Here is an 18,126-nt window from a genome sequence, read left to right as displayed (position 1 = left end):
CATGCCTCTCAGGGGGCGGGAACAATCACCTCTATTTCCAGCGCCTCGGGGCGGCTGGTGACAAGATCTGTGCGGTAGCGCTCCAGATACAGGTCCTTGGCCTCGACATTCTTCTCGTCGAGATAGTTGGCGATCAGCTCATAGGTGTTGTCCATATCGGCGAAGGAGCCGTTATGGCGGAAGATGAACACCTTTCCGGCATGGGATGCGCCAAGGCGGATATTGCCGGACGGCTTGCCGGTGGTCGCGCCGGAAAAGGGCAGCTGGGCCTCGAACTCGAATCCGTTCTCATCGCTGGACTGGTAGACGACGATCTGCTCCCCCGCGCGCTTGAGGCCGAGCTTCTCGCGCTCCTCATCCAGGGTGCGAAAGGCCTTGACCAGCGAATCATAGGCATCGTCCCAGCTTGCGGTGCCGCTCAGGACCAGAACGGGCAGGGGGTCGAGCGTGGTCTCAACCGGGCGGAAGGCATGGGGGTCGGAAGGGGCGAGAGGCTGGGTCTCCACCGTTCTGGGGTCCACCATGGGCGGGGCGGTGAAGCCCTCGTTTTCCGGCAGGGTCGAGACAGCCGCAAGCTGAATTGCATCCATATGCATCATGGGGTTGTGCGGAATGGCCGGCGCCGCCGCCAGCGCCGGGCAGGCCAGGGCGCCAAGTAGAAGACCCGCCATGAGAGGCCGGGTCTGCCGGCGCAGGAAAGGGCCCGCCACTTTATGCCGCCTCAGATCCGTCATGCTGAGCCCCTCCAGGCCACGCTCTCCTTGCCGTCCTGCACACGCAGCTTGACCCACCGGCATCCTGACAGGCTTTAGAGCATTTTCGAACAGGGTGGCTAGCTCATGCTGTGAAGAATGTGGGGCTGTGGCGAATGCGTCTCAAGGGTGGCGTGTTGCCTCTGGCGGGTCCATATAGGGCGGGAACGCGGGCGCTCGCGAGAGCGCCCTTTTGCCCATGGCTGCCAGCCGCTTGCAGGACATGCCCGATGGACCCGCTTGCCCATCGCCCCTTTGTGAAGATGAATGGTCTCGGCAACGAGATTCTCGTGCTGGATCTGCGCGAGAATCCGGTGGAGATGACACCCGCCGCCGCCCGCGCGCTGGCCCGCCGGCATGTGCTGCCTTTCGATCAGGCGATGGTGCTTTATCCTCCGAAGCGGGCGGATACGGTCGCCTTTGTGCGCATCCTGAACAATGACGGCTCGCAATCCTCCGCCTGCGGCAATGGAACGCGCTGCATCGCCGCCTATGAGGCCGGGCGCACCGGCCTCTCCCATATGGTGTTTGAAAGCGCGGCGGGGCTGCTGGACTGCACCGTTCATCCGGACGGGCTGGTGAGCGTGGACATGGGCGCCCCCCGCCTGGACTGGGCCGACATCCCCCTCTCCCATGATGTGGGCGATACAAGTGCTGTTCCGGTGCCCGGCTTCGAGGCCCTGGGCCCGGCGGCGATGGCCAGCATGGGCAATCCGCACGCCACCTTCTTCGTGCCTGACGCCGGCAAGGTGGATGTGGACGGGCTGGGAGCCGCGCTGGAGCATCACCCGCTGTTTCCCGAGCGGGCCAATATCGCCTTCGCCAGTTTCCCCGCGCCGGATCATGTCCTGCTCCATGTGTGGGAGCGCGGTGCGGGGCGGACACGGGCCTGCGGCACCGCCGCCTGCGCCGCCGCGGTGAATGCCGTGCGCACCGGCCGTGCCGGAAGGCAAACGCGGATCACCCTGCCGGGAGGTGATCTCCACATCCACTGGCGTGAGCATGATCGCCATGTGCTCATGACCGGCCCGGTGGAGCATGAGTTCGACGGCATCCTTTCGCCCGGAATGCTGGACGAGACCTGCTGAGATGACCGCTCCGGTTTCCGCCGCGCGGGATGCGCGCCTCCGGCCGCAGGTGGAAACCTTCGGCTGCCGGCTGAATGCGCTGGAAAGCGACGGCGTGCGGCTGGCCGCACAGGCTGCGGGGCTGGACAATATTCTGGTCATCAACAGTTGCGCCGTCACCAGCGAGGCGGTGCGGCAGGCGCGGCAGGCCATCCGCCGGGCCAAGCGCGCCAATCCGCATCTGCGGGTGGTGGTCACAGGCTGCGCCGCCCAGACCGAGCCGGAAACCTTCGCCGCCATGGACGAGGTGGATCTGGTCATCGGCAACGGGGCCAAGACTTCGAATGATACCTGGCATGAGGTGCGCCGCAGCCTCGATTTCGGCATCAGCGATGAATTGCGCGTGCGGGTGCAGGATATGGCCGAGGTGCGTGAGGCGACCCCGCATCTGGCCGGGCGGTTCGAGGGCCATACCCGCGCATTCGTGGAAGTGCAGAATGGCTGCGACCATCGCTGCACCTTCTGCATCATTCCCTATGGTCGCGGTCCCTCGCGCTCGGTGCCCATGGGGGCGGTGGTGGATCATGTGCGGCGGCTGGTGGAGGCCGGCCACCGCGAGGTGGTGCTCACGGGGGTGGACCTGACCTCCTATGGCGAGGGCCTGCCCGGCGCGCCCACACTGGGCCGGCTGGTGCGCGCGGTGCTGCGCCATGTGCCGGAGCTGGAGCGCCTGCGCCTCTCCTCCATCGATGCCATAGAGGCGGATACGGACCTGCTGGCGGCGCTGGCGGAGGAAGAGCGGCTGATGCCGCATCTCCATCTTTCCCTGCAGGCGGGGGATGATCTGGTGCTCAAGCGGATGAAGCGCCGCCATTCACGCGCACAGGCGCTGGATTTCATTGCCGGCCTGAGAGCGCGCCGGCCCGATCTCGTTCTGGGGGCGGACATCATTGCCGGTTTTCCCACCGAGACGGAGGCCCAGTTCCGCAATACGCTCGCCTTTGTGGAAGAGGCGGGGCTGGCCTTCCTGCATGTCTTTCCCTATTCGCCCCGTTCCGGCACCCCGGCCGCGCGCATGCCGCAGGTGCATCCCGCCGAGGTGAATGCCCGGGCAAGGCGTCTGCGCGAGGTGGGGCAGAGCCTGCTCTTGCGCCATCTGGCCATGCAGATGGGGTGCGAGCGCACCATTCTGGTGGAGGCCGGCGGGCGGGGCCATACGGAGCATTTCACGCCGGTGCGTCTTGCGCGGCCTCTGGCGCAGGGAACACTGGCCCGCCTGCGCATCAGCGGGCATGATGGCGCACGGCTGATTGCGGCCTGAGCATGCCTTGCATGCCACGGGCCGATATTTTTCCGGTTGCGGCACACCCGCAGCCTTCGGCATGACAGATCAGGGATGACATGAGCGAACAGGATACCAGCAAGAAACCGGGCTTCTGGAAGCGCCTCACTTCCGGGCTGGCGCGCACCGCGACCAGCCTGACCCAGGGCATCACCGACCTTGTGACCAAGCGCAAGCTGGATGATGAAACGCTGGAGGATCTGGAAGACATCCTCATCCGTGCGGATCTGGGGACCGATACCGCCGTGCGCATCGTCGCCGCTGTGGCCAAGGGGCGATATGACCAGGCGATCGACCCTGAAGAGGTGAAGGCGCTCATTGCCGCCGAGGTGGAGCAGATTCTCCAGCCCGTGGCCCAGCCGCTGGTCGTGGATGGCAGCAAACGGCCCTATATCGTGCTGATGGTGGGCGTGAACGGTTCGGGCAAGACCACCACCATCGGCAAGCTGGCCGCCCAGTGGCGGGCGGAAGGCAAGAAGGTGGTTCTGGCCGCCGGTGACACCTTCCGCGCCGCCGCCATCGAACAGCTCAAGGTCTGGGGTGAACGCACCGGGGCAACCGTCATCGCGCGTGAGCCGGGGGCCGATGCGGCGGGTGTGGCGCATGATGCCATCGTCACCGCGCGCGAGCAGGGTGCCGATGTGCTGCTGATCGACACCGCCGGCCGCCTGCAGAACCGCACCGAACTGATGGCGGAGCTGGAAAAGGTGGTCCGTGTCATCAGGAAGCTGGAGCCGGAAGCCCCGCACAGCACGCTTCTGGTGCTGGATGCAACCGTTGGCCAGAACGCCCTGTCCCAGGTGGAGGTGTTCACCCGCGTGGCGGGTGTGACCGGGTTGGTGATGACCAAGCTGGATGGCACGGCGCGTGGCGGCATTCTGGTGGCCATCGCCAGCAAGCATCATCTGCCGGTGCATCTGGTGGGGGTTGGCGAGGGGGCGGAGGACATGCAGCCCTTTACGGCGCGGGATTTCTCCCGGGCGCTGGTCGGCCTGTCCTGATCAGGGCCGGGATGCCGGTACGGGCCGGCCCGTGAAAACAGAACAAGGCGCGCTGACCGGAGACGGGCGCGCCTTTTTTCTTGCCGGGCAGGGGCTGGCGGGGGCGCCAGATGGGAGATGTCCCAATTCAGTATAATTGTATACGCCGAGTGTTCCCAACGCTCCGCGCAAGATTCAGCGCGGCATGCAGCCTTTTGATTCCGGAAAAGGGGGCGTGCGCCGGGTCGGTCAGTTCCCGCGCCCGGCAAGGGTGCCGGAAAGCTGCTGGCGCACGATCTGCTCGCTCTGGCGGGTCACGCTCTTGCGGTCATGGTCCGCATCCAGCACCAGCGGCGGGCCGAATGTCATCGTCACATCTATCGCGCCATGCCGCAGCACTTCCAGCAGATGCGGGGCAAGATCCATATCGCCATACCATGCGGCGGTGGCGCGATGCTGACGGCCCATCGGCAGGCCCTGAAGACGGGTATAGGCGATGGAAAGCGGCTGCACGCGCACCTGGTCCACATCCTCGAAGGCATCACGCACGGCGCCGACAAGGGCAGTGCGGAAGGGCAGAACACGGTTGCCATCAGAGGAGGTGCCCTCGGCGAACAGCACCACCGGGTCGCCTTCCTTCAGGCGTTCGGCAATCTCGCGATTCACCGTTCCGGTGGCCTGCCGGCGCTGGCGATCGACGAAGACGGTGCGCTGGAAACGGGCGAGCAGCCCCACCAGCGGCCAGTCCGATACCTCGCTCTTGGCGACGAAGAACAGCGGCATGCGCGAGCCGAGAACCGGAATATCCAGCCAGGAGGAATGGTTGGAAAGAATGAGCAGGGGCCGTCCGGTTTCCGGCGTGCCCTCCACCTTCACCCGCACGCCCAGACAGGCCAGCAGGATGCGGTGATAGAGCATCGGTATGGTGCGCCGGAAAGGCAGTTTCAGTTTGAGCGCCAGCCATTGCAGCGGAATGCCCAGCGCGGTCGCGCCCAGAATGACCACCGCGACCAGCGCCACGCGGAAGGACTCCAGCAGGCGCGCGGCAAGGCGTTTCTCCCCCACCAGTTCGTCCAGAATATTCCGGCCGGATGGGGTGTCATATGGCGATCTCATGGCGTCATCGCCCTTGTGCCGTTTGGGAGGCCCGCCCCGATAGGATCAGGATTGCTCGTCCTGATCCAGCGGCACGGCATAGAGCTCCAGCCGGTGGTCGCACAGGCGGTAACCCAGCTTGCGGGCGATCTCCACCTGCAGGCGCTCGATTTCCTCATTCTGGAACTCGATGACCTTGCCGGTGCTGATATCGATGAGATGATCATGATGCTGGTCGGAGACCTGCTCATAGCGCGCCCGTCCGTCACCAAACTCGTGACGCTCCACAATGCCGGCATCTTCCAGCATCTTCATGGTGCGATACACGGTGGAAATGGAGATGTTGTCGTCGATCGCGACAGCGCGGCGGTGGAGCTCCTCCACATCCGGATGATCTTCAGCCTCGGAGAGAACGCGCGCGATCACACGGCGTTGCTCCGTCATGCGCATGCCTTTTGCAAGGCACGCCTCTTCGATGAAACTGGGCTGCTCGCTCAATGCCACCTCCCACGAAGAGGACCAGAACCGGGTGTCTTATCGCCCCCCGGAGCGTGTGTCGCAAGGGGGCGCGACATTTAATTGCACTCTGGAGGCATTCGAACCTGTGGGAGATGTTCAGAAGTCACGGCGCAGCATCAGTGCATCCGCCCCTGCGCCATAATAGCCCTTGCGCCGGCCAACCTGTTCATAACCAAAGCGTTCATAAAGCCGGAGAGCGGCCTTGTTGCCTTCCTCGACCTCAAGAAAGGAGGTGGCGACACCCTCGGCGGCCAGCCGGTGCAGATGATGCCTGAGAAGTTGCGCGCCCAGCCCCTGCCGTCGCACCTGTGTGGAAATGGTGATGGACAGGATCTCCGCCTCGGGCGGGACGAGGCTGGACAGCACAAATCCGGCAATCCCGCCTTGGCAGCCGGAGCGGATCACATGGCCGCGCACAGCCGGGGCGCACAGAAGGCGCTCGAATTCCTCCGCATCCCATCCCCGCGCGAAGGCATGGGCGTGAAGGCGGGCGAGCGCGGCCGCATCATCCGGCCGGGCATCGCGCATGCTGGGCGTGCTCATGGGTGTTGGCCACCAGAACAGGAATGGGAAGATCATTTGCGGGCGATTCGCGCCTTGTCCTGCGGCTTGGCGTCCGGTGCGCGCAGATAGAGGGGCTTGGGCTCTGCCGTATCGGGATCAGCCACGGCGCCGAGCCGCGCCACCCATGCCACATCCGGCGCCGGGCTGGTGTCGATCGAAACGGGGGGCTTCTCGCCCGGCGGCCATGAATCGGCCAGCAGTTGCGCGCCTGAACCCACAAGACGCGCCGGCCCCACGGCAACCGCCCGCGCCGCCTCCCGGATAGAGGTGATGCGCGGGGCGATCAGGGTGCGCCCGCCGGGGCCGAACATCTGGAGATAGACATGGTTGTGGCGCGCATCGATGGCGCTGACCACCGGTACCGCATCATCAAAGGCAAGATAGGGCGCGGCCAGGGCGGAGAGGGTGGTGACCCCGACCACCGGACGGTTCACGGTAAGACCGAGCCCCCGCGCGGCGGAGAGCCCGACACGCAAGCCGGTGAAGCTGCCCGGGCCAACCGTGACGCTGATGCGCGACAGGCTTTCGAAGCTGATTCCGGCATGGGTCATCACCTGCTCGACCAGCGGAATCAGCGCCTCTGCATGTCCGCGCTCCATCAGCAGGGAATCGCCGGCCAGAATGCTGTCCTTCTCGACATCGAGAACAGCAACGGAACAGGCGGCCAGCGCGGTATCGAGGGCGAGAATGTACATGAGGGCAAATTCCTTTGCCCTCACGATTGACCGAAACGCCGCGGAACGGAAGAGGGCCGGCCCATGACCTTTACAGAAGGTTAATGCGGCCCCGGCGTCATCAGCGGATATTGAGCCTGTTTCAGCCCGCCACCATGAGGCCGACCAGCCCCAGCGTGCCGACGATGATGCGCCACCAGCCGAAGGGCGCATAACCATGGCGGCTCACGAAATCCAGCAGCGCGCGCACCACCACCACGGCGGCGCAGAAGGCGGCCACGAAGCCGATCGCGATCTGGATGCCGTCATCGGCGGTGAGGTTGGCGTAGTTCTTGTAGAGGTCATAGGTGAAGGCGCCCAGCATGGTGGGCAGGGCGAGGAAGAAGGAGAATTCGGCCGCCGCCCGCTTGTCCACCCCCAGCAGCATGGCCCCCACAATGGTGGAGCCGGAGCGCGACACGCCCGGGATCATCGCCACGCACTGGCAGAAGCCGATCTTCAGCGCCAGTGGCAAGGGCAGGCCCATGGCATTGTTGAAGCGCGGGGCAGAGACCAGCCGGTCAATGAACAGCAGCACGATGCCGCCCAGAATGAGCATCACGCAGATGAGCACCGGGGTCTGGAACAGCACGCTCTTGATGAAGCCATGGGCGAATGCGCCGATGAAGGCGGCCGGCAGAAAGGCCACCACCACGCTGAGCACGAAGCGGCGTGCGCCCGGATTGGTCGGCAGCTGTTTCGCCACCCGCATGAAGCGCTCGAAATAGACGGTGATGATGGCCAGCACCGCGCCCAGCTGAACCAGCACCTCAAAGGTGTGGCCATTGTTTTCGATGCCGAGGAAATGGCCGGCAAGCAGGATATGGGCGGTGGAGGACACCGGAATGAACTCGGTAAAGCCTTCCAGCAAGCCGAGGAAGAGGGCGCCGAGCAGATCACCAATGGTCATGGGGACAGTTTTCCGAAATGATCGGGTTCAGGGAGGGGAAGGGCGCAGCGGGGCGCGATTCCTCGTAAGCTGCGGGCATGATGCCCACCGGCCATGTCCGTATCGTTAATGCGGCGCACTTGCCCCCTTTTTCCGTGCACATTCCCGCAAGACCCGCTCGCCCGCTGCCGGGAAGGGCATCACGCCCTGTCGCGGATGGCGCTGTTGATGTCGGGGATGAAAGGACTATGGTGCCCTTCCTGCCCCCGATGGCCGGCAGGGAACCAAACAGAAAGGATACGCCTCTATGGATGGCGGCAACGGGGTGCGCACCATCCCTATCCTTATCCCCGCGGGTTCATATGCCCCCGCTGAAGATGTCTGAATTTGCCCCATGTATCTGCATCATCATCCTTTCTGCCCCCATTCGCGTTTCGTGCGCCTGCTCCTGTCCGAGTACGGGCTTGAGCCGGAGCTGGTGGAAGAGCGGGTCTGGGAGCGTCGTCCCGAGTTTCTCGCCCTGAATCCGGCTGGTGAAACGCCGGTGATCGTGGAGGAGCAGGTGGATGCTGTTCCCGGCGCCACCATCATTGCCGAATATCTGGATGAAACGCGGGGTCTGGCGCTCAGCCCCCATCGCCTGCTGCCGGAAAATCCGGGCGAGCGGGTGGAGGTGCGCCGCCTCACCAGCTGGTTTCACGAGAAGATGTTCGTGGAGGCGACCGAGCCGCTGGTGCGCGAGCGCATCTACAAGCGCTACATGAACCGCAACCAGGGCGGTGGTGCGCCCGATACGCAGGCCCTGCGCGTGGCCAAGAGCAATCTGCGCCATCACCTCAAATATATCGGCTGGCTGGCGCGTGGCCGCAAATGGCTGGCGGGCGAGAAGATGACCCAGGCGGACCTTGCCGCGGCAGCGCATCTGTCCGTGGCGGATTATCTGGGGGATGTGCCCTGGGATGAGGACGAGCACGCGCGCGACTGGTATGCTCGCATGAAGTCGCGCCCCTCCTTCCGGCCCCTGCTGGCGGAAAGCATTGCGGGCATGCCTCCTTCCAGCACCTATGCGGATCTCGATTTCTGAAGAAACACACCGCTCCCCTTTCCGGCCCGGAACTGGCGGCGCATATCGGCGAACTGGCGCGTTCCGAAGGCTTTGACGTGATGGTGATCGCGGATCCGCGCGCAATAGCGGTGGCGGGCGCGCGCCTGCGCGGCTGGGTGGCGAGCGGAGCCCATGGCGATATGGGCTGGATGCAGGAGACGCTGGACCGGCGATCCGATCCGCTCACCCTGTGGGGGCAGATGCGTTCGGTCATCATGCTGGGGTTCAATTATGGCCCGCATTCAGACCCGCGCGCCGTGCTGGAGCAGCGCGAAAAGGGGGCCATCTCCGTTTATGCGCGGGGGGATGACTATCACGAGCTGATCAAGGCGCGGCTGAAGCGTGTGGCCCGGGGCCTGCTGGCCGCCGCCGGGCAGGGTGATGTGAAGGTGTTTGTGGATACCGCCCCGCTGATGGAAAAGCCGCTGGCGCAGGCGGGCGGCATGGGCTGGCAGGGCAAGCACACCAATCTTGTCTCGCGCGAGTTCGGTTCCTGGTTGTTTCTGGGGGCGGTTTCCACCACGCTGGAACTGCCCTATGGCACGCGGGAGAAGGACCGGTGCGGCTCATGCCGGGCCTGCCTCGATGCCTGCCCGACAGATGCCTTTCCCGCGCCCTACCGCATCGATGCACGCCGCTGCGTTTCCTATCTCACCATCGAGCTGAAGGGGCAGATCCCGCGCCAGATGCGCCCGCTGCTCGGCAACCGCATCTATGGGTGCGATGATTGTCTGGCCGCCTGCCCCTGGAACAAGTTTGCCCAGGCCGGGCAGGAAATGAAGCTGGCCGCGCGCGCCGAGAATGAGGCCCCGGACCTGCGTGAGCTGGCCGCGCTGGATGATGCCGCTTTCCGCGCCCGCTTCACCAAGAGCCCGGTGAAGCGCATCGGGCGCGGCCGTTTCCTGCGCAATGTCCTGATCGCCATGGGCAATAGTGATGATGCCGCGATGGTGGATGCGGTGGAAACGCATCTGACTGATCCGGAGCCGCTTGTGCGGGGCGCTGCGGTATGGGCGCTTTCCCGGCTTTTGCCGCGGACGGAGTTCGAGGCGCGCGCTCATGTGGCCGCGCAGGTGGAGCCGGAGCCCGAGGTGCGCGAGGAGTGGATGGCGGGCCTTTGGCCCGATGCCGGCTAGGCCGGACATCCCCGGCTTCACCTACGGGTCCACCGACGAGGATAAGGCGGGCCGGGCAGAGTGTCGCCTTGCTCATCCGCGCCGTGAACGGCATGGTGGGGGCATGACTGCTCCTGCCCCCAACTCCCCCCTTTCCCTCACCGCGCTTGGCCTTGGCTATTGTGCCCGGTATCTGGTGAACACCCGGCCCGGTCTTTTCTCTCCCGTCACGGGCACCGCCCGCACAGCCGAAGGGCTGGCCCGCATGCCGGAAGGCGTGCGCCCGCTGCTGTTCGATGGTGAAAGCCTTCCGGACGAGCTGGCCGCCATTCTGGAAAAGACCGATATCGTGCTGGCTTCCGCCCCGCCCGACATGCGGGGCGACCCGGTCCTGCGCTGCGCCGGGGATGTGCTGGCGCGCGGGAGGGTGAAGCAGGTGGTCTATCTCACCACCCTTGGCGTCTATGGGGATCATCAGTCCGGCTGGGTGGATGAAACCTCCCCCACCCATGGAGAAAGCCCGCGTCTCCAGCGCCGTCTGGATGCCGAGGCGCAGTGGGCAGCCTTTGGCAAGGCGCATGGCATTCCAGTCGCCATTCTGCGGCTGGCGGGCATTTATGGGCCGGGCCGGAATGCGCTGCGTCAGTTGCGGACGGGTGATGCACGCATCATCGACAAGCCGGGGCAGGTGTTCAACCGCATCCATGTGGAAGACATTGCCCGCGCGATCGAGGCCGTGGTGGCCCAGCGCTTTGATGGTCTGCTCAATGTGACGGATGATCGCCCGGCGCCGCCCGGAGACCCGATCGCCTTTGGCGCGCGGCTGCTGAATCTGCCGTCACCCCCGGTCATCCCCTTCGAGGAGGCCGCCCGGACCATGAACCCGATGGCGCTGAGCTTCTGGGCCTCCAGCAAGAAGGTCTCGAATGCCCGGCTGCGACAGGTTCTGGGGGTGGAACTGGCCTATCCGGATTATGAGGCGGGCCTGTCCGCGCTGGCACAGGCCGGAGAGGGGCGCTAGGGCCGGGGCCATGTCCCGATGTTTCACATGAAACTTTTTGTAAACCACAAGGGGCGGCGCACGCCCCTTGTGTCATTCAGCGCCGGATGAAGGTGAGATAGGAGGGGATGCGCCCTTCGCGCAGGGCCTTGGCCTCATAACGGGTGCCGGGCCAGTGGGGATAGGGCGTGGTCCAGTCGGCCGCGGTCTGGGCAGTCCACTCAAATGCCCCATGGGCGCGGATTTCCGCCAGGGTCCAGCCGACATAATGCGGCACATCCGATGCAAAATGGAAAATGCCGCCGGGGCGGATCACCCGGGCCAGCCGGTCCAGATTCTCCGGCCGCACGAAGCGGCGCTTCCAGTGGCGCTTCTTGGGCCATGGATCGGGATAGAGCAGGTCAGCCCCGTCCAGGCAGCCATCCGGCAACCGGTCGAGCAGCAACCCGGCATCATGGTTGAACAGGCGGATATTGCTGAGGCCGCATGGCTCCAGATCCACCGCCATGCGGGCCATGCCATTGAGGAAGGGCTCCACGCCGAAAAAGCCGGTCTGCGGTTCGCGGGCGGCATGGGCCAGCAGATGTTCGCCGCCTCCAAAGCCGATTTCCAGCCACAAGGCATCCGGCGCCTGCGGAAACAGGTCGCGCGGGTCGGCAATGTCATCCAGCGAGAGAAGAAAGCGCGACAGGACCCGTTCGAGGGCAGCCTGCTGGGCGGAACGCAAGGGCTTGCCCACGCGCCGGCCATAAAACGCGCCGTGAGTTTCAGGGTCGTAGCTCATCGGCGAATCAGAACATCCAGACGGTGCAACCTGTACGTGTTTCGGGCCCCGCGGGGCAGAACGGGGCCCGAAAGCACATCACATTTTCCATATGGCGGAACAAGCCCGCCGGGAATGCCGTCCGATCAGGCCAGCGCGCTCTTCAGCGCATCCACCAGATCGGTCTTTTCCCAGGAGAAGCCGCCATCGGCATCCGGCGCCCGGCCGAAATGGCCATAGGCGGCGGTGCGCGCATAGATCGGCTTGGTCAGGCCGAGATGTTCGCGGATGCCGCGCGGACGCAGGTTCATCACCTCGCGCAACACCTTCTCCAGCTTGGCCTCTTCCACCTGTCCGGTCCCGTGCAGGTCGACATAGACCGCCAGCGGATCGGACACGCCGATCGCATAGGCGAGCTGGATCGTGGCGCGATCGGCAAGGCCGGCCGCGACAACGTTCTTGGCCAGATAGCGGGCGGCGTAGGCGGCCGAGCGGTCGACCTTTGTGGGGTCCTTGCCGGAGAATGCGCCACCGCCATGGGGGGCCGCGCCACCATAGGTATCCACAATGATCTTGCGACCGGTCAGGCCGCAGTCACCATCCGGGCCGCCAATGACGAACTTGCCCGTGGGGTTCACGTGCCAGGCCGTTTCGGGCGAGATCCAGCCTTCCGGCAGGGTCTTGCGGATATAGGGCTCGACGATGGACTGCACGTCACGGGACGAGAGGTTCTCATCGAGATGCTGGGTGGACAGCACGATCTGCGTGACGCCGACCGGCTTGCCATCCTCGTAGCGCACGGTCACCTGGCTCTTGGCATCGGGGCCGAGAACCTTGGTGGCGCCGGAATGGCGCGCATCCGCAAGGGTCTTGAGGATGTTGTGGGCATAATAGATGGGGGCAGGCATCAGCTCCGGGGTCTCACGCACGGCATAGCCGAACATGATGCCCTGGTCGCCCGCGCCTTCATCCTTGTTGCCGGCAATGTCCACGCCCTGGGCAATATCGGCGGACTGCGAGTGAAGCAGAACCTCGATATCCGCATATTCCCAGTGGAAACCTTCCTGCTCATAGCCGATATCGCGAATGGCGAGACGGGCCACATGGGCCAGCAGCTCATGCGTGATGGAGGAAGGGCCGCGTGTTTCACCCGCAATCACCAGACGATTGGTGGTGGCGAGCGTTTCACACGCGACGCGAACCTGGCTCGGGTCCCATCCCTCGGCTTCCGCCGTACGGAAAAACGTATCCACGACTTCATCGGAGATGCGGTCGCAAACCTTGTCAGGATGCCCTTCAGAGACAGATTCACTCGTGAACAGGTAGGATTGACGCGCCATTTCTGGACCCTTTTTGCACCGTTCCACGTCGCGGTTCGTCATCTCGTGCAACGTGGGGAGGATGCCGCATGATCGCGGAAGCGGAAACGTTCGTCAAATCGAACGTCAGGCGTCCGGCTCTCCTGCAATGGACATGACCAGATCGACGATCCTGCGCCGGACCTTCGGATCTGGAATCCGCATGAAGTTGCGGGTGAGGGTGAGCCCCTCGGAGGTTGCCAGAAAGTCCGAGACATAGGCCGGGGAGGCCGCTTCCTCGACGCCCTCAACCTCGGGTCCGACGATGGGGGCACCTTCAAAGAAGAAAGCGACAGGAACGCCCAGCACGATGGAAATCTGCTGCAGGCGGCTGGCGCCGATACGATTCGTACCCTTCTCGTATTTCTGGATCTGTTGAAATGTGATGCCGAGGCTTTCTCCGAGTTTCTCCTGGCTCATGCCGACCATCATGCGGCGCATGCGCACGCGTGATCCGACATGTTTGTCGATAGGGTTTGGCGCCTTCTTGGTCATGGTCTCTCCGGCTGTGTCGGAAAAGAATCTTAAAAAACTTCGCAACGCGAAGGCCGCCCTGATTGCCCGCGAACATATGCATACAATCAGTGGGCGTCGATCAACTTTTGCGTGTAACGTGAGCCGAAAGTCGAAGGCGGGACAGAATGAGACCGAATAGCAGAAGTGCGACTGCAATCTTGTACATATGCGCAGCAGCAAAGGGTTGTGTTTTCAAAGCCTCTGGAAGGGGGCCATCCACAAGAGTGCGCGCGCCGAGGGGAGCGAGTGCGACAATTCGCCCCAGGGGGTCGATAATTGCGGAAATCCCCGAATTCGCGGCGCGGATCAGGGGCAACCCCTCCTCGATGGCGCGCATGCGGGCCTGGGCGAAATGCTGATAGGGGCCGGGCGTTTCTCCAAACCAGGCGTCATTGGTCAGGTTCAGCATCAGTTGCGGACGCGGTCCTTGCGGGACAACCGTACCGGGAAAGATGACCTCGTAACAGACAAGGGGGGCAACCGGCGGCAGGCCGGGCACATCCAGAACACGCAGCGCGCTGCCTGAGGAAAACCCGCCGCGCACACGGGTGAGTTGTTCCAGCCCAAGGCTTTCCAGCATGTTCTGAAACGGCAGATACTCGCCAAACGGCACAAGATGCACCTTGTCCGTGCTGACCAGAACATGCCCCTTGTGATCAATCACGCGGATGGAGTTGAAATAGGGGGAGCGCTGGCCCGCGGGCGGTTCTCCATAGCGGATCGCCCCGGTCACGAGAGTGACGTTTTCAGGCAGGTCCTGCGCAATCATCTCGGCGGCCCAGCTTTCCCGCTCATAGATGAAGGGAAAGGCGGATTCGGGCCAGATGAGCACATTCACATCCGCCAGCCCCTGCGGATAGGTGGCGGTGGGCATGGTGCTGAGGGCCAGATAATCCTGCAGGATCTTGCGGCTGCGGCCATAATTGAACTTCTGGTCCTGCGCGAGGGCCGGCTGCATCAGGCGCAGATGCACGCCGGGCACGAAATGCGTCGGCGTGGCCTGAAGACGGAACGCCCCCCAGCCCGCCGCCGTGGCCAGAAGGAGCAGCGCCAGAACCGGCCCGCCCCAGCGGATGAGGCCGCGTTCCCCGTCCAGCAGCAGAACCGGGGTGGAGAATACCAGCAGCGCCAGAAAACTCAGCCCATGCACACCAAGAAGGGCCGCGCCTTGCATCAGCAGGCCGGACTGGGCGAAGGCATAGCCGAAACTGTTCCACGGAAAACCGGTCAGCACCGTTCCGCGCACCAGTTCCAGCAGGGTGAAGGCGAAGGTGAAGGCGAAGAGGCGTTGCCAGCTGGCAGACCACAGCAGGGCTGCCAGCGCGCCGCCGCAGGCGGTGAAAAGTGCCAGCCCGGCCGGCATGGCCACCACGGCAAAGGGCAGCAGCCAGCCAAAGGCCGCTGCATCCACCAGAAATGCCGAGCCGATCCACCAGAGGGAGGCGAGAAAATAACCGAAGCCATATCCCCAGCCTATGGCGGCTGCGGCCCTGAGCCGGGAGGGCAGGGCACCTTGTGCGCATGCGCCATCCAGCAGCAGGATGAGGGCCGGAAAGCTGAGCGCCAGCACGGGCCACAGGCCGAAGGGCGGCATGGCCGCCGCTGCCAGCGCCCCCGCGACCATGGCGGCCAGCAGGCGCCGCCATCCCGGCCGCGCCCCAAGGGCCCGCATCCGGGCCGCAAGGCCCGGTGCCCGGCCGCGATGGAGAGGGGCAACCGGCTCCGGCCCGCCGGGGTGCGAGACGGATGTGGTCACGCAGCCTCCGTCAGGCGGATTCATCCATGCCGGGAGTGCCGGGCAGGGATGGGGGAATAAGGCGCAGCTTGCGCACCCGGCGCGGATCGGCCTCCAGCACTTCAAGCTGATAGTGGCCGGGCAGGGCGATCACCTCTCCGGCCTGCGGCACGCGCGCCGCCTCCAGCACGGCGAGCCCTCCCAGGCTGTCCACCTCCTCGGCCGCCGCCTCGGAGACAAAATCCGAGCCGAGCAGTTCGGTCACGGTGTCGATCGGGGTGCGGGCATCGGCGATCCATGATCCATCCGGCTGGCGGGCGATCAGGTCATCGGCGGAATTGTCATGCTCGTCCTCGATCTCGCCGACGATTTCCTCCACCACATCCTCGATGGAGACGAGACCATCGGTGCCGCCATATTCATCGATGACGAGGGCGAGATGGGTGCGCGCCGCCTGCATCGAGACCAGCAGATCCACCGCCGGCATGGACGGGGGCACATAAAGGAGACGGCGCACCAGTGCGGCCTGTTCGATGGAGATGCCCAGATCCACCGTGCCCAGATCCAGCTTGGTGCCATCGGCCGAGATCGCGGCATTGCCGGTCATGAAAGCCACCAGATCGCGGATGTGAATCATCCCGACCGGATCATCCAGCGTGTCATCATAGACGACGAGACGGGAGTGGCCGGCGGAAACGAACACCTTGAGCAGTTCGCCCAGGGAGGTTTCCTTGCTGACAGCGATGATCTCGGCCCGCGGCACCATGATGTCGCCGATGCCGACATCCTTCAGATGCAGGATGCTGCTGAGCATCTTGCGTTCGGAAGGGGTGAACTCGCTTTCCTCGCCCGATGTGCCGGCAGCCTCCAGCACCTCCACAAGGTCGCTGCGCAGCGAGCCGGAAGGACGGAATGTGCCGAGCAGGGCACGCACCCGGTCCAGAAAACTCTGGGGCTCCGTTGAGCCGCTTTCGCCCGTCTGGTCGTTGTTGGACATGGTCTCCTTCTTGGCCTTGCGGTTCAGTCATCCAGCGGCAGGGTGTAGGGATCGTCGATCCCCAGCCCGTCGAGGATCTGGCGCTCCAGCCCCTCCATTTCTTCTGCTTCGTCGTTTTCGATGTGATCGTAACCCAGAAGATGCAGCGTGCCATGCACCACCAGATGGGTGAGATGGTGCTCCACCTTCTTGTCCTCGGCGCGGGCCTCCGCCTCCAGCGTTTCCAGCGCGATGATGATATCGCCCAGCGGCTGCGCGATGCCTTGCGCGAGCGCGGCCTCGGGCAGGTCGGCGGCGGGGAAGGACAGGACATTGGTCGGCTTGTCCATTTCGCGCCACTGCCGGTTCAGCGTGCGGATATGGGCATTGTCGGTGAAGGTGATGGCGATTTCGGCCCGCCGGGGAATATCGGCATCGGCCGCCTCCAGCGCGGCAAGGGCCGCGCGCCCGGCAAGGGTGGCGGCTTCGGGAATGCGTGACCAGTCGCCGGCCTCGACAAGGGTGTCGATCTCGATTTCAGGTGCGCTCATGTTTTCGCTCTGCCGCAATGCGCTCTGCATCCAACCGATCATAGGCGGCGACGATGCGCCCCACCAGTTCGTGGCGCACCACATCCTCCGCGCGGAAGCGGCTGATATGGATGCCCTCCACCCCTTCCAGCAGATTCACCGCCTCGGCAAGTCCGGATTTCTGCGCACCGGGAAGGTCGGTCTGGCTGGGATCGCCGGTGATGATCATGTGGGAGTTCTCGCCCAGACGGGTGAGGAACATCTTCATCTGCATGGAGGTGGCGTTCTGCGCCTCGTCCAGAATGACCACGGCGTTTGAAAGCGTGCGCCCGCGCATGAAGGCCAGCGGGGCAATCTCGATCTCCCCGCCCTGAAAGGCCCGCTCGACGAATGCGCGGTCCATCAGGTCATAGAGCGCGTCATAGATGGGGCGCAGATAGGGGTCCACCTTGTCCTTCATGTCGCCGGGCAGGAAGCCGAGCCGTTCGCCCGCCTCCACCGCCGGACGGGTGAGGATGATGCGGTCCACCATGCGCCGTTCCAGCAGGTGCACGGCATAGGCCACGGCAAGCCAGGTCTTGCCGGTGCCCGCCGGGCCCATGCCGAACACCATGGTGTAGTGCTTGAGGGCGCGCACATAGGCATCCTGCGCCGCGGTGCGGGCGCGCACGGCGCGACGGCGCAACTGGATCTCGGCGAAATTCCGGCGCTGGACCGCGGGGTCGAACTCGAACAGCTCCCCCTGCGAGGTCACTTCGCGAATCATGCCATCGACATCACCCTGCGAAAGCTCGCCCCCCTTTTCGAGGGCCTCGTACAGGCGGTTGAGCACGTCCAGCGCCTGCTCGCAGGCCCGGCGCTGGCCTTCTATCGTCACATGGTTGCCGCGCGAATCCGCCTTGACGCCGAGCTTCTTCTCGATCCGCGCCAGATTGCGCCCATAGAGGCCGAAAAGCTGCGAGACACGCTCATTGTCCTCGAACACATGTTCGATCTGCATGGCGCCGGCTTCGGTGCCGGCCCATGGGGCGCGCGTGGCCGCATCCGCCATCGCGCCAGAAGAAGCAGCCCCGGACGGGACAGGCGGGGGACGGTCACGATCGCTGC

19 protein-coding genes are annotated in these 18,126 nt (G+C 64.8%); 6 read left to right on the top strand and 13 right to left on the bottom strand.

From position 1 onward, the window contains the following. Nucleotides 1-8 precede the first annotated feature (8 nt). Nucleotides 9-671 carry a GyrI-like domain-containing protein gene (locus ACT6QG_RS02875; protein WP_444976090.1) on the bottom strand — a complete coding sequence of 221 codons (663 nt, stop codon included), beginning with the start codon at nt 669-671 and terminating at the stop codon, nt 9-11. Nucleotides 672-982: 311 nt separating this feature from the next. Between ACT6QG_RS02875 and dapF the strand changes: the two genes are divergently transcribed. From dapF to ftsY, 3 genes are all read left to right on the top strand, one after another. Further along, the gene (gene dapF, locus ACT6QG_RS02870) at nt 983-1,840 is read left to right on the top strand and encodes a diaminopimelate epimerase (protein WP_444976089.1); all 858 of its coding nucleotides are present in this window, start codon (nt 983-985) and stop codon (nt 1,838-1,840) included. Between the two features lies 1 nt (nt 1,841). Then, a complete protein-coding gene (gene mtaB, locus ACT6QG_RS02865) occupies nt 1,842-3,140 on the top strand; it encodes a tRNA (N(6)-L-threonylcarbamoyladenosine(37)-C(2))-methylthiotransferase MtaB (protein ID WP_444976088.1) in 1,299 nt (432 codons plus the stop codon). Between the two features lie 80 nt (nt 3,141-3,220). Further along, nucleotides 3,221-4,162 (top strand): signal recognition particle-docking protein FtsY, encoded by a 942-nt coding sequence (gene ftsY / locus ACT6QG_RS02860; RefSeq protein ID WP_444976087.1) that lies wholly within the window; start codon nt 3,221-3,223, stop codon nt 4,160-4,162. Between the two features lie 228 nt (nt 4,163-4,390). Here the strand turns inward: ftsY and olsA are convergent, their stop codons facing one another. The 5 genes from olsA to ACT6QG_RS02835 all read right to left on the bottom strand — a co-directional run bounded on the left by olsA (nt 4,391) and on the right by ACT6QG_RS02835 (nt 7,942). Next, nucleotides 4,391-5,257, bottom strand: a complete 867-nt coding sequence (olsA, locus tag ACT6QG_RS02855) for a lyso-ornithine lipid O-acyltransferase (RefSeq protein ID WP_444976086.1) — start codon at nt 5,255-5,257, stop codon at nt 4,391-4,393. Nucleotides 5,258-5,302: 45 nt separating this feature from the next. Further along, the gene (locus ACT6QG_RS02850) at nt 5,303-5,686 is read right to left on the bottom strand and encodes a Fur family transcriptional regulator (RefSeq protein WP_444976227.1); all 384 of its coding nucleotides are present in this window, start codon (nt 5,684-5,686) and stop codon (nt 5,303-5,305) included. A 165-nt stretch (nt 5,687-5,851) separates the two neighbouring features. Next, nucleotides 5,852-6,298, bottom strand: coding sequence for a GNAT family N-acetyltransferase (locus ACT6QG_RS02845; RefSeq protein ID WP_444976085.1), 447 nt, complete (start codon nt 6,296-6,298; stop codon nt 5,852-5,854). A gap of 32 nt (nt 6,299-6,330) precedes the next feature. Next, on the bottom strand, nt 6,331-7,014 hold the full coding sequence (gene tsaB, locus ACT6QG_RS02840; RefSeq protein WP_444976084.1) for a tRNA (adenosine(37)-N6)-threonylcarbamoyltransferase complex dimerization subunit type 1 TsaB: 684 nt from the start codon (nt 7,012-7,014) through the stop codon (nt 6,331-6,333). A 121-nt stretch (nt 7,015-7,135) separates the two neighbouring features. Next, on the bottom strand, nt 7,136-7,942 hold the full coding sequence (locus ACT6QG_RS02835; protein ID WP_444976083.1) for an undecaprenyl-diphosphate phosphatase: 807 nt from the start codon (nt 7,940-7,942) through the stop codon (nt 7,136-7,138). A gap of 373 nt (nt 7,943-8,315) precedes the next feature. Between ACT6QG_RS02835 and ACT6QG_RS02830 the strand changes: the two genes are divergently transcribed. From ACT6QG_RS02830 to ACT6QG_RS02820, 3 genes are all read left to right on the top strand, one after another. Next, a complete protein-coding gene (locus ACT6QG_RS02830) occupies nt 8,316-9,005 on the top strand; it encodes a glutathione S-transferase family protein (RefSeq protein ID WP_444976082.1) in 690 nt (229 codons plus the stop codon). Beyond that, entirely contained in the window at nt 9,002-10,162 is a 1,161-nt protein-coding gene (gene queG / locus ACT6QG_RS02825) for a tRNA epoxyqueuosine(34) reductase QueG (RefSeq protein ID WP_444976226.1), read from the top strand. Before ACT6QG_RS02830 ends, queG begins: the two co-directional genes overlap by 4 nt. A gap of 103 nt (nt 10,163-10,265) precedes the next feature. After that, complete coding sequence (locus ACT6QG_RS02820; protein WP_444976081.1) at nt 10,266-11,162, top strand: SDR family oxidoreductase; 897 nt, start codon at nt 10,266-10,268, stop codon at nt 11,160-11,162. A gap of 76 nt (nt 11,163-11,238) precedes the next feature. Here the strand turns inward: ACT6QG_RS02820 and trmB are convergent, their stop codons facing one another. The 7 genes from trmB to ACT6QG_RS02785 all read right to left on the bottom strand — a co-directional run bounded on the left by trmB (nt 11,239) and on the right by ACT6QG_RS02785 (nt 18,070). After that, a complete protein-coding gene (gene trmB / locus ACT6QG_RS02815; protein WP_444976080.1) occupies nt 11,239-11,925 on the bottom strand; it encodes a tRNA (guanine(46)-N(7))-methyltransferase TrmB in 687 nt (228 codons plus the stop codon). Nucleotides 11,926-12,050: 125 nt separating this feature from the next. After that, the gene (gene metK / locus ACT6QG_RS02810) at nt 12,051-13,244 is read right to left on the bottom strand and encodes a methionine adenosyltransferase (protein WP_444976079.1); all 1,194 of its coding nucleotides are present in this window, start codon (nt 13,242-13,244) and stop codon (nt 12,051-12,053) included. A 105-nt stretch (nt 13,245-13,349) separates the two neighbouring features. Beyond that, nucleotides 13,350-13,757 (bottom strand): helix-turn-helix domain-containing protein, encoded by a 408-nt coding sequence (locus tag ACT6QG_RS02805; RefSeq protein ID WP_444976078.1) that lies wholly within the window; start codon nt 13,755-13,757, stop codon nt 13,350-13,352. Between the two features lie 100 nt (nt 13,758-13,857). Further along, entirely contained in the window at nt 13,858-15,534 is a 1,677-nt protein-coding gene (gene lnt, locus ACT6QG_RS02800; protein WP_444976077.1) for an apolipoprotein N-acyltransferase, read from the bottom strand. Nucleotides 15,535-15,544: 10 nt separating this feature from the next. Then, complete coding sequence (locus ACT6QG_RS02795) at nt 15,545-16,510, bottom strand: hemolysin family protein (RefSeq protein ID WP_444976076.1); 966 nt, start codon at nt 16,508-16,510, stop codon at nt 15,545-15,547. A 23-nt stretch (nt 16,511-16,533) separates the two neighbouring features. Continuing rightward, a complete protein-coding gene (ybeY, locus tag ACT6QG_RS02790) occupies nt 16,534-17,040 on the bottom strand; it encodes an rRNA maturation RNase YbeY (RefSeq protein ID WP_444976075.1) in 507 nt (168 codons plus the stop codon). Further along, a complete protein-coding gene (locus ACT6QG_RS02785; protein ID WP_444976225.1) occupies nt 17,027-18,070 on the bottom strand; it encodes a PhoH family protein in 1,044 nt (347 codons plus the stop codon). Before ACT6QG_RS02785 ends, ybeY begins: the two co-directional genes overlap by 14 nt. Nucleotides 18,071-18,126: the final 56 nt, after the last annotated feature.

Source organism: Haloleucobacter ellipsoideus (assembly GCF_052491725.1).
Note: the sequence above shows the minus strand (reverse complement) of the source record. Positions and strands in the feature narration are given on the sequence as shown.

Bases quoted from the DNA above. Each gene is read 5' to 3' on its own strand.
- ftsY (WP_444976087.1), top strand. From the start codon at position 3,221: ATGAGCGAACAGGATACCAGCAAGAAACCGGGCTTCTGGAAGCGCCTC.
- olsA (WP_444976086.1), bottom strand. From the start codon at position 5,257: ATGAGATCGCCATATGACACCCCATCCGGCCGGAATATTCTGGACGAA.
- ACT6QG_RS02820 (WP_444976081.1), top strand. From the start codon at position 10,266: ATGACTGCTCCTGCCCCCAACTCCCCCCTTTCCCTCACCGCGCTTGGC.
- ACT6QG_RS02850 (WP_444976227.1), bottom strand. From the start codon at position 5,686: ATGCGCATGACGGAGCAACGCCGTGTGATCGCGCGCGTTCTCTCCGAG.
- mtaB (WP_444976088.1), top strand. From the start codon at position 1,842: ATGACCGCTCCGGTTTCCGCCGCGCGGGATGCGCGCCTCCGGCCGCAG.
- trmB (WP_444976080.1), bottom strand. From the start codon at position 11,925: ATGAGCTACGACCCTGAAACTCACGGCGCGTTTTATGGCCGGCGCGTG.
- metK (WP_444976079.1), bottom strand. From the start codon at position 13,244: ATGGCGCGTCAATCCTACCTGTTCACGAGTGAATCTGTCTCTGAAGGG.
- ACT6QG_RS02875 (WP_444976090.1), bottom strand. From the start codon at position 671: ATGGCGGGTCTTCTACTTGGCGCCCTGGCCTGCCCGGCGCTGGCGGCG.
- ACT6QG_RS02845 (WP_444976085.1), bottom strand. From the start codon at position 6,298: ATGAGCACGCCCAGCATGCGCGATGCCCGGCCGGATGATGCGGCCGCG.
- dapF (WP_444976089.1), top strand. From the start codon at position 983: ATGGACCCGCTTGCCCATCGCCCCTTTGTGAAGATGAATGGTCTCGGC.
- ybeY (WP_444976075.1), bottom strand. From the start codon at position 17,040: ATGAGCGCACCTGAAATCGAGATCGACACCCTTGTCGAGGCCGGCGAC.
- tsaB (WP_444976084.1), bottom strand. From the start codon at position 7,014: ATGTACATTCTCGCCCTCGATACCGCGCTGGCCGCCTGTTCCGTTGCT.
- ACT6QG_RS02795 (WP_444976076.1), bottom strand. From the start codon at position 16,510: ATGTCCAACAACGACCAGACGGGCGAAAGCGGCTCAACGGAGCCCCAG.
- ACT6QG_RS02805 (WP_444976078.1), bottom strand. From the start codon at position 13,757: ATGACCAAGAAGGCGCCAAACCCTATCGACAAACATGTCGGATCACGC.
- ACT6QG_RS02785 (WP_444976225.1), bottom strand. From the start codon at position 18,070: ATGGCGGATGCGGCCACGCGCGCCCCATGGGCCGGCACCGAAGCCGGC.
- ACT6QG_RS02835 (WP_444976083.1), bottom strand. From the start codon at position 7,942: ATGACCATTGGTGATCTGCTCGGCGCCCTCTTCCTCGGCTTGCTGGAA.
- ACT6QG_RS02830 (WP_444976082.1), top strand. From the start codon at position 8,316: ATGTATCTGCATCATCATCCTTTCTGCCCCCATTCGCGTTTCGTGCGC.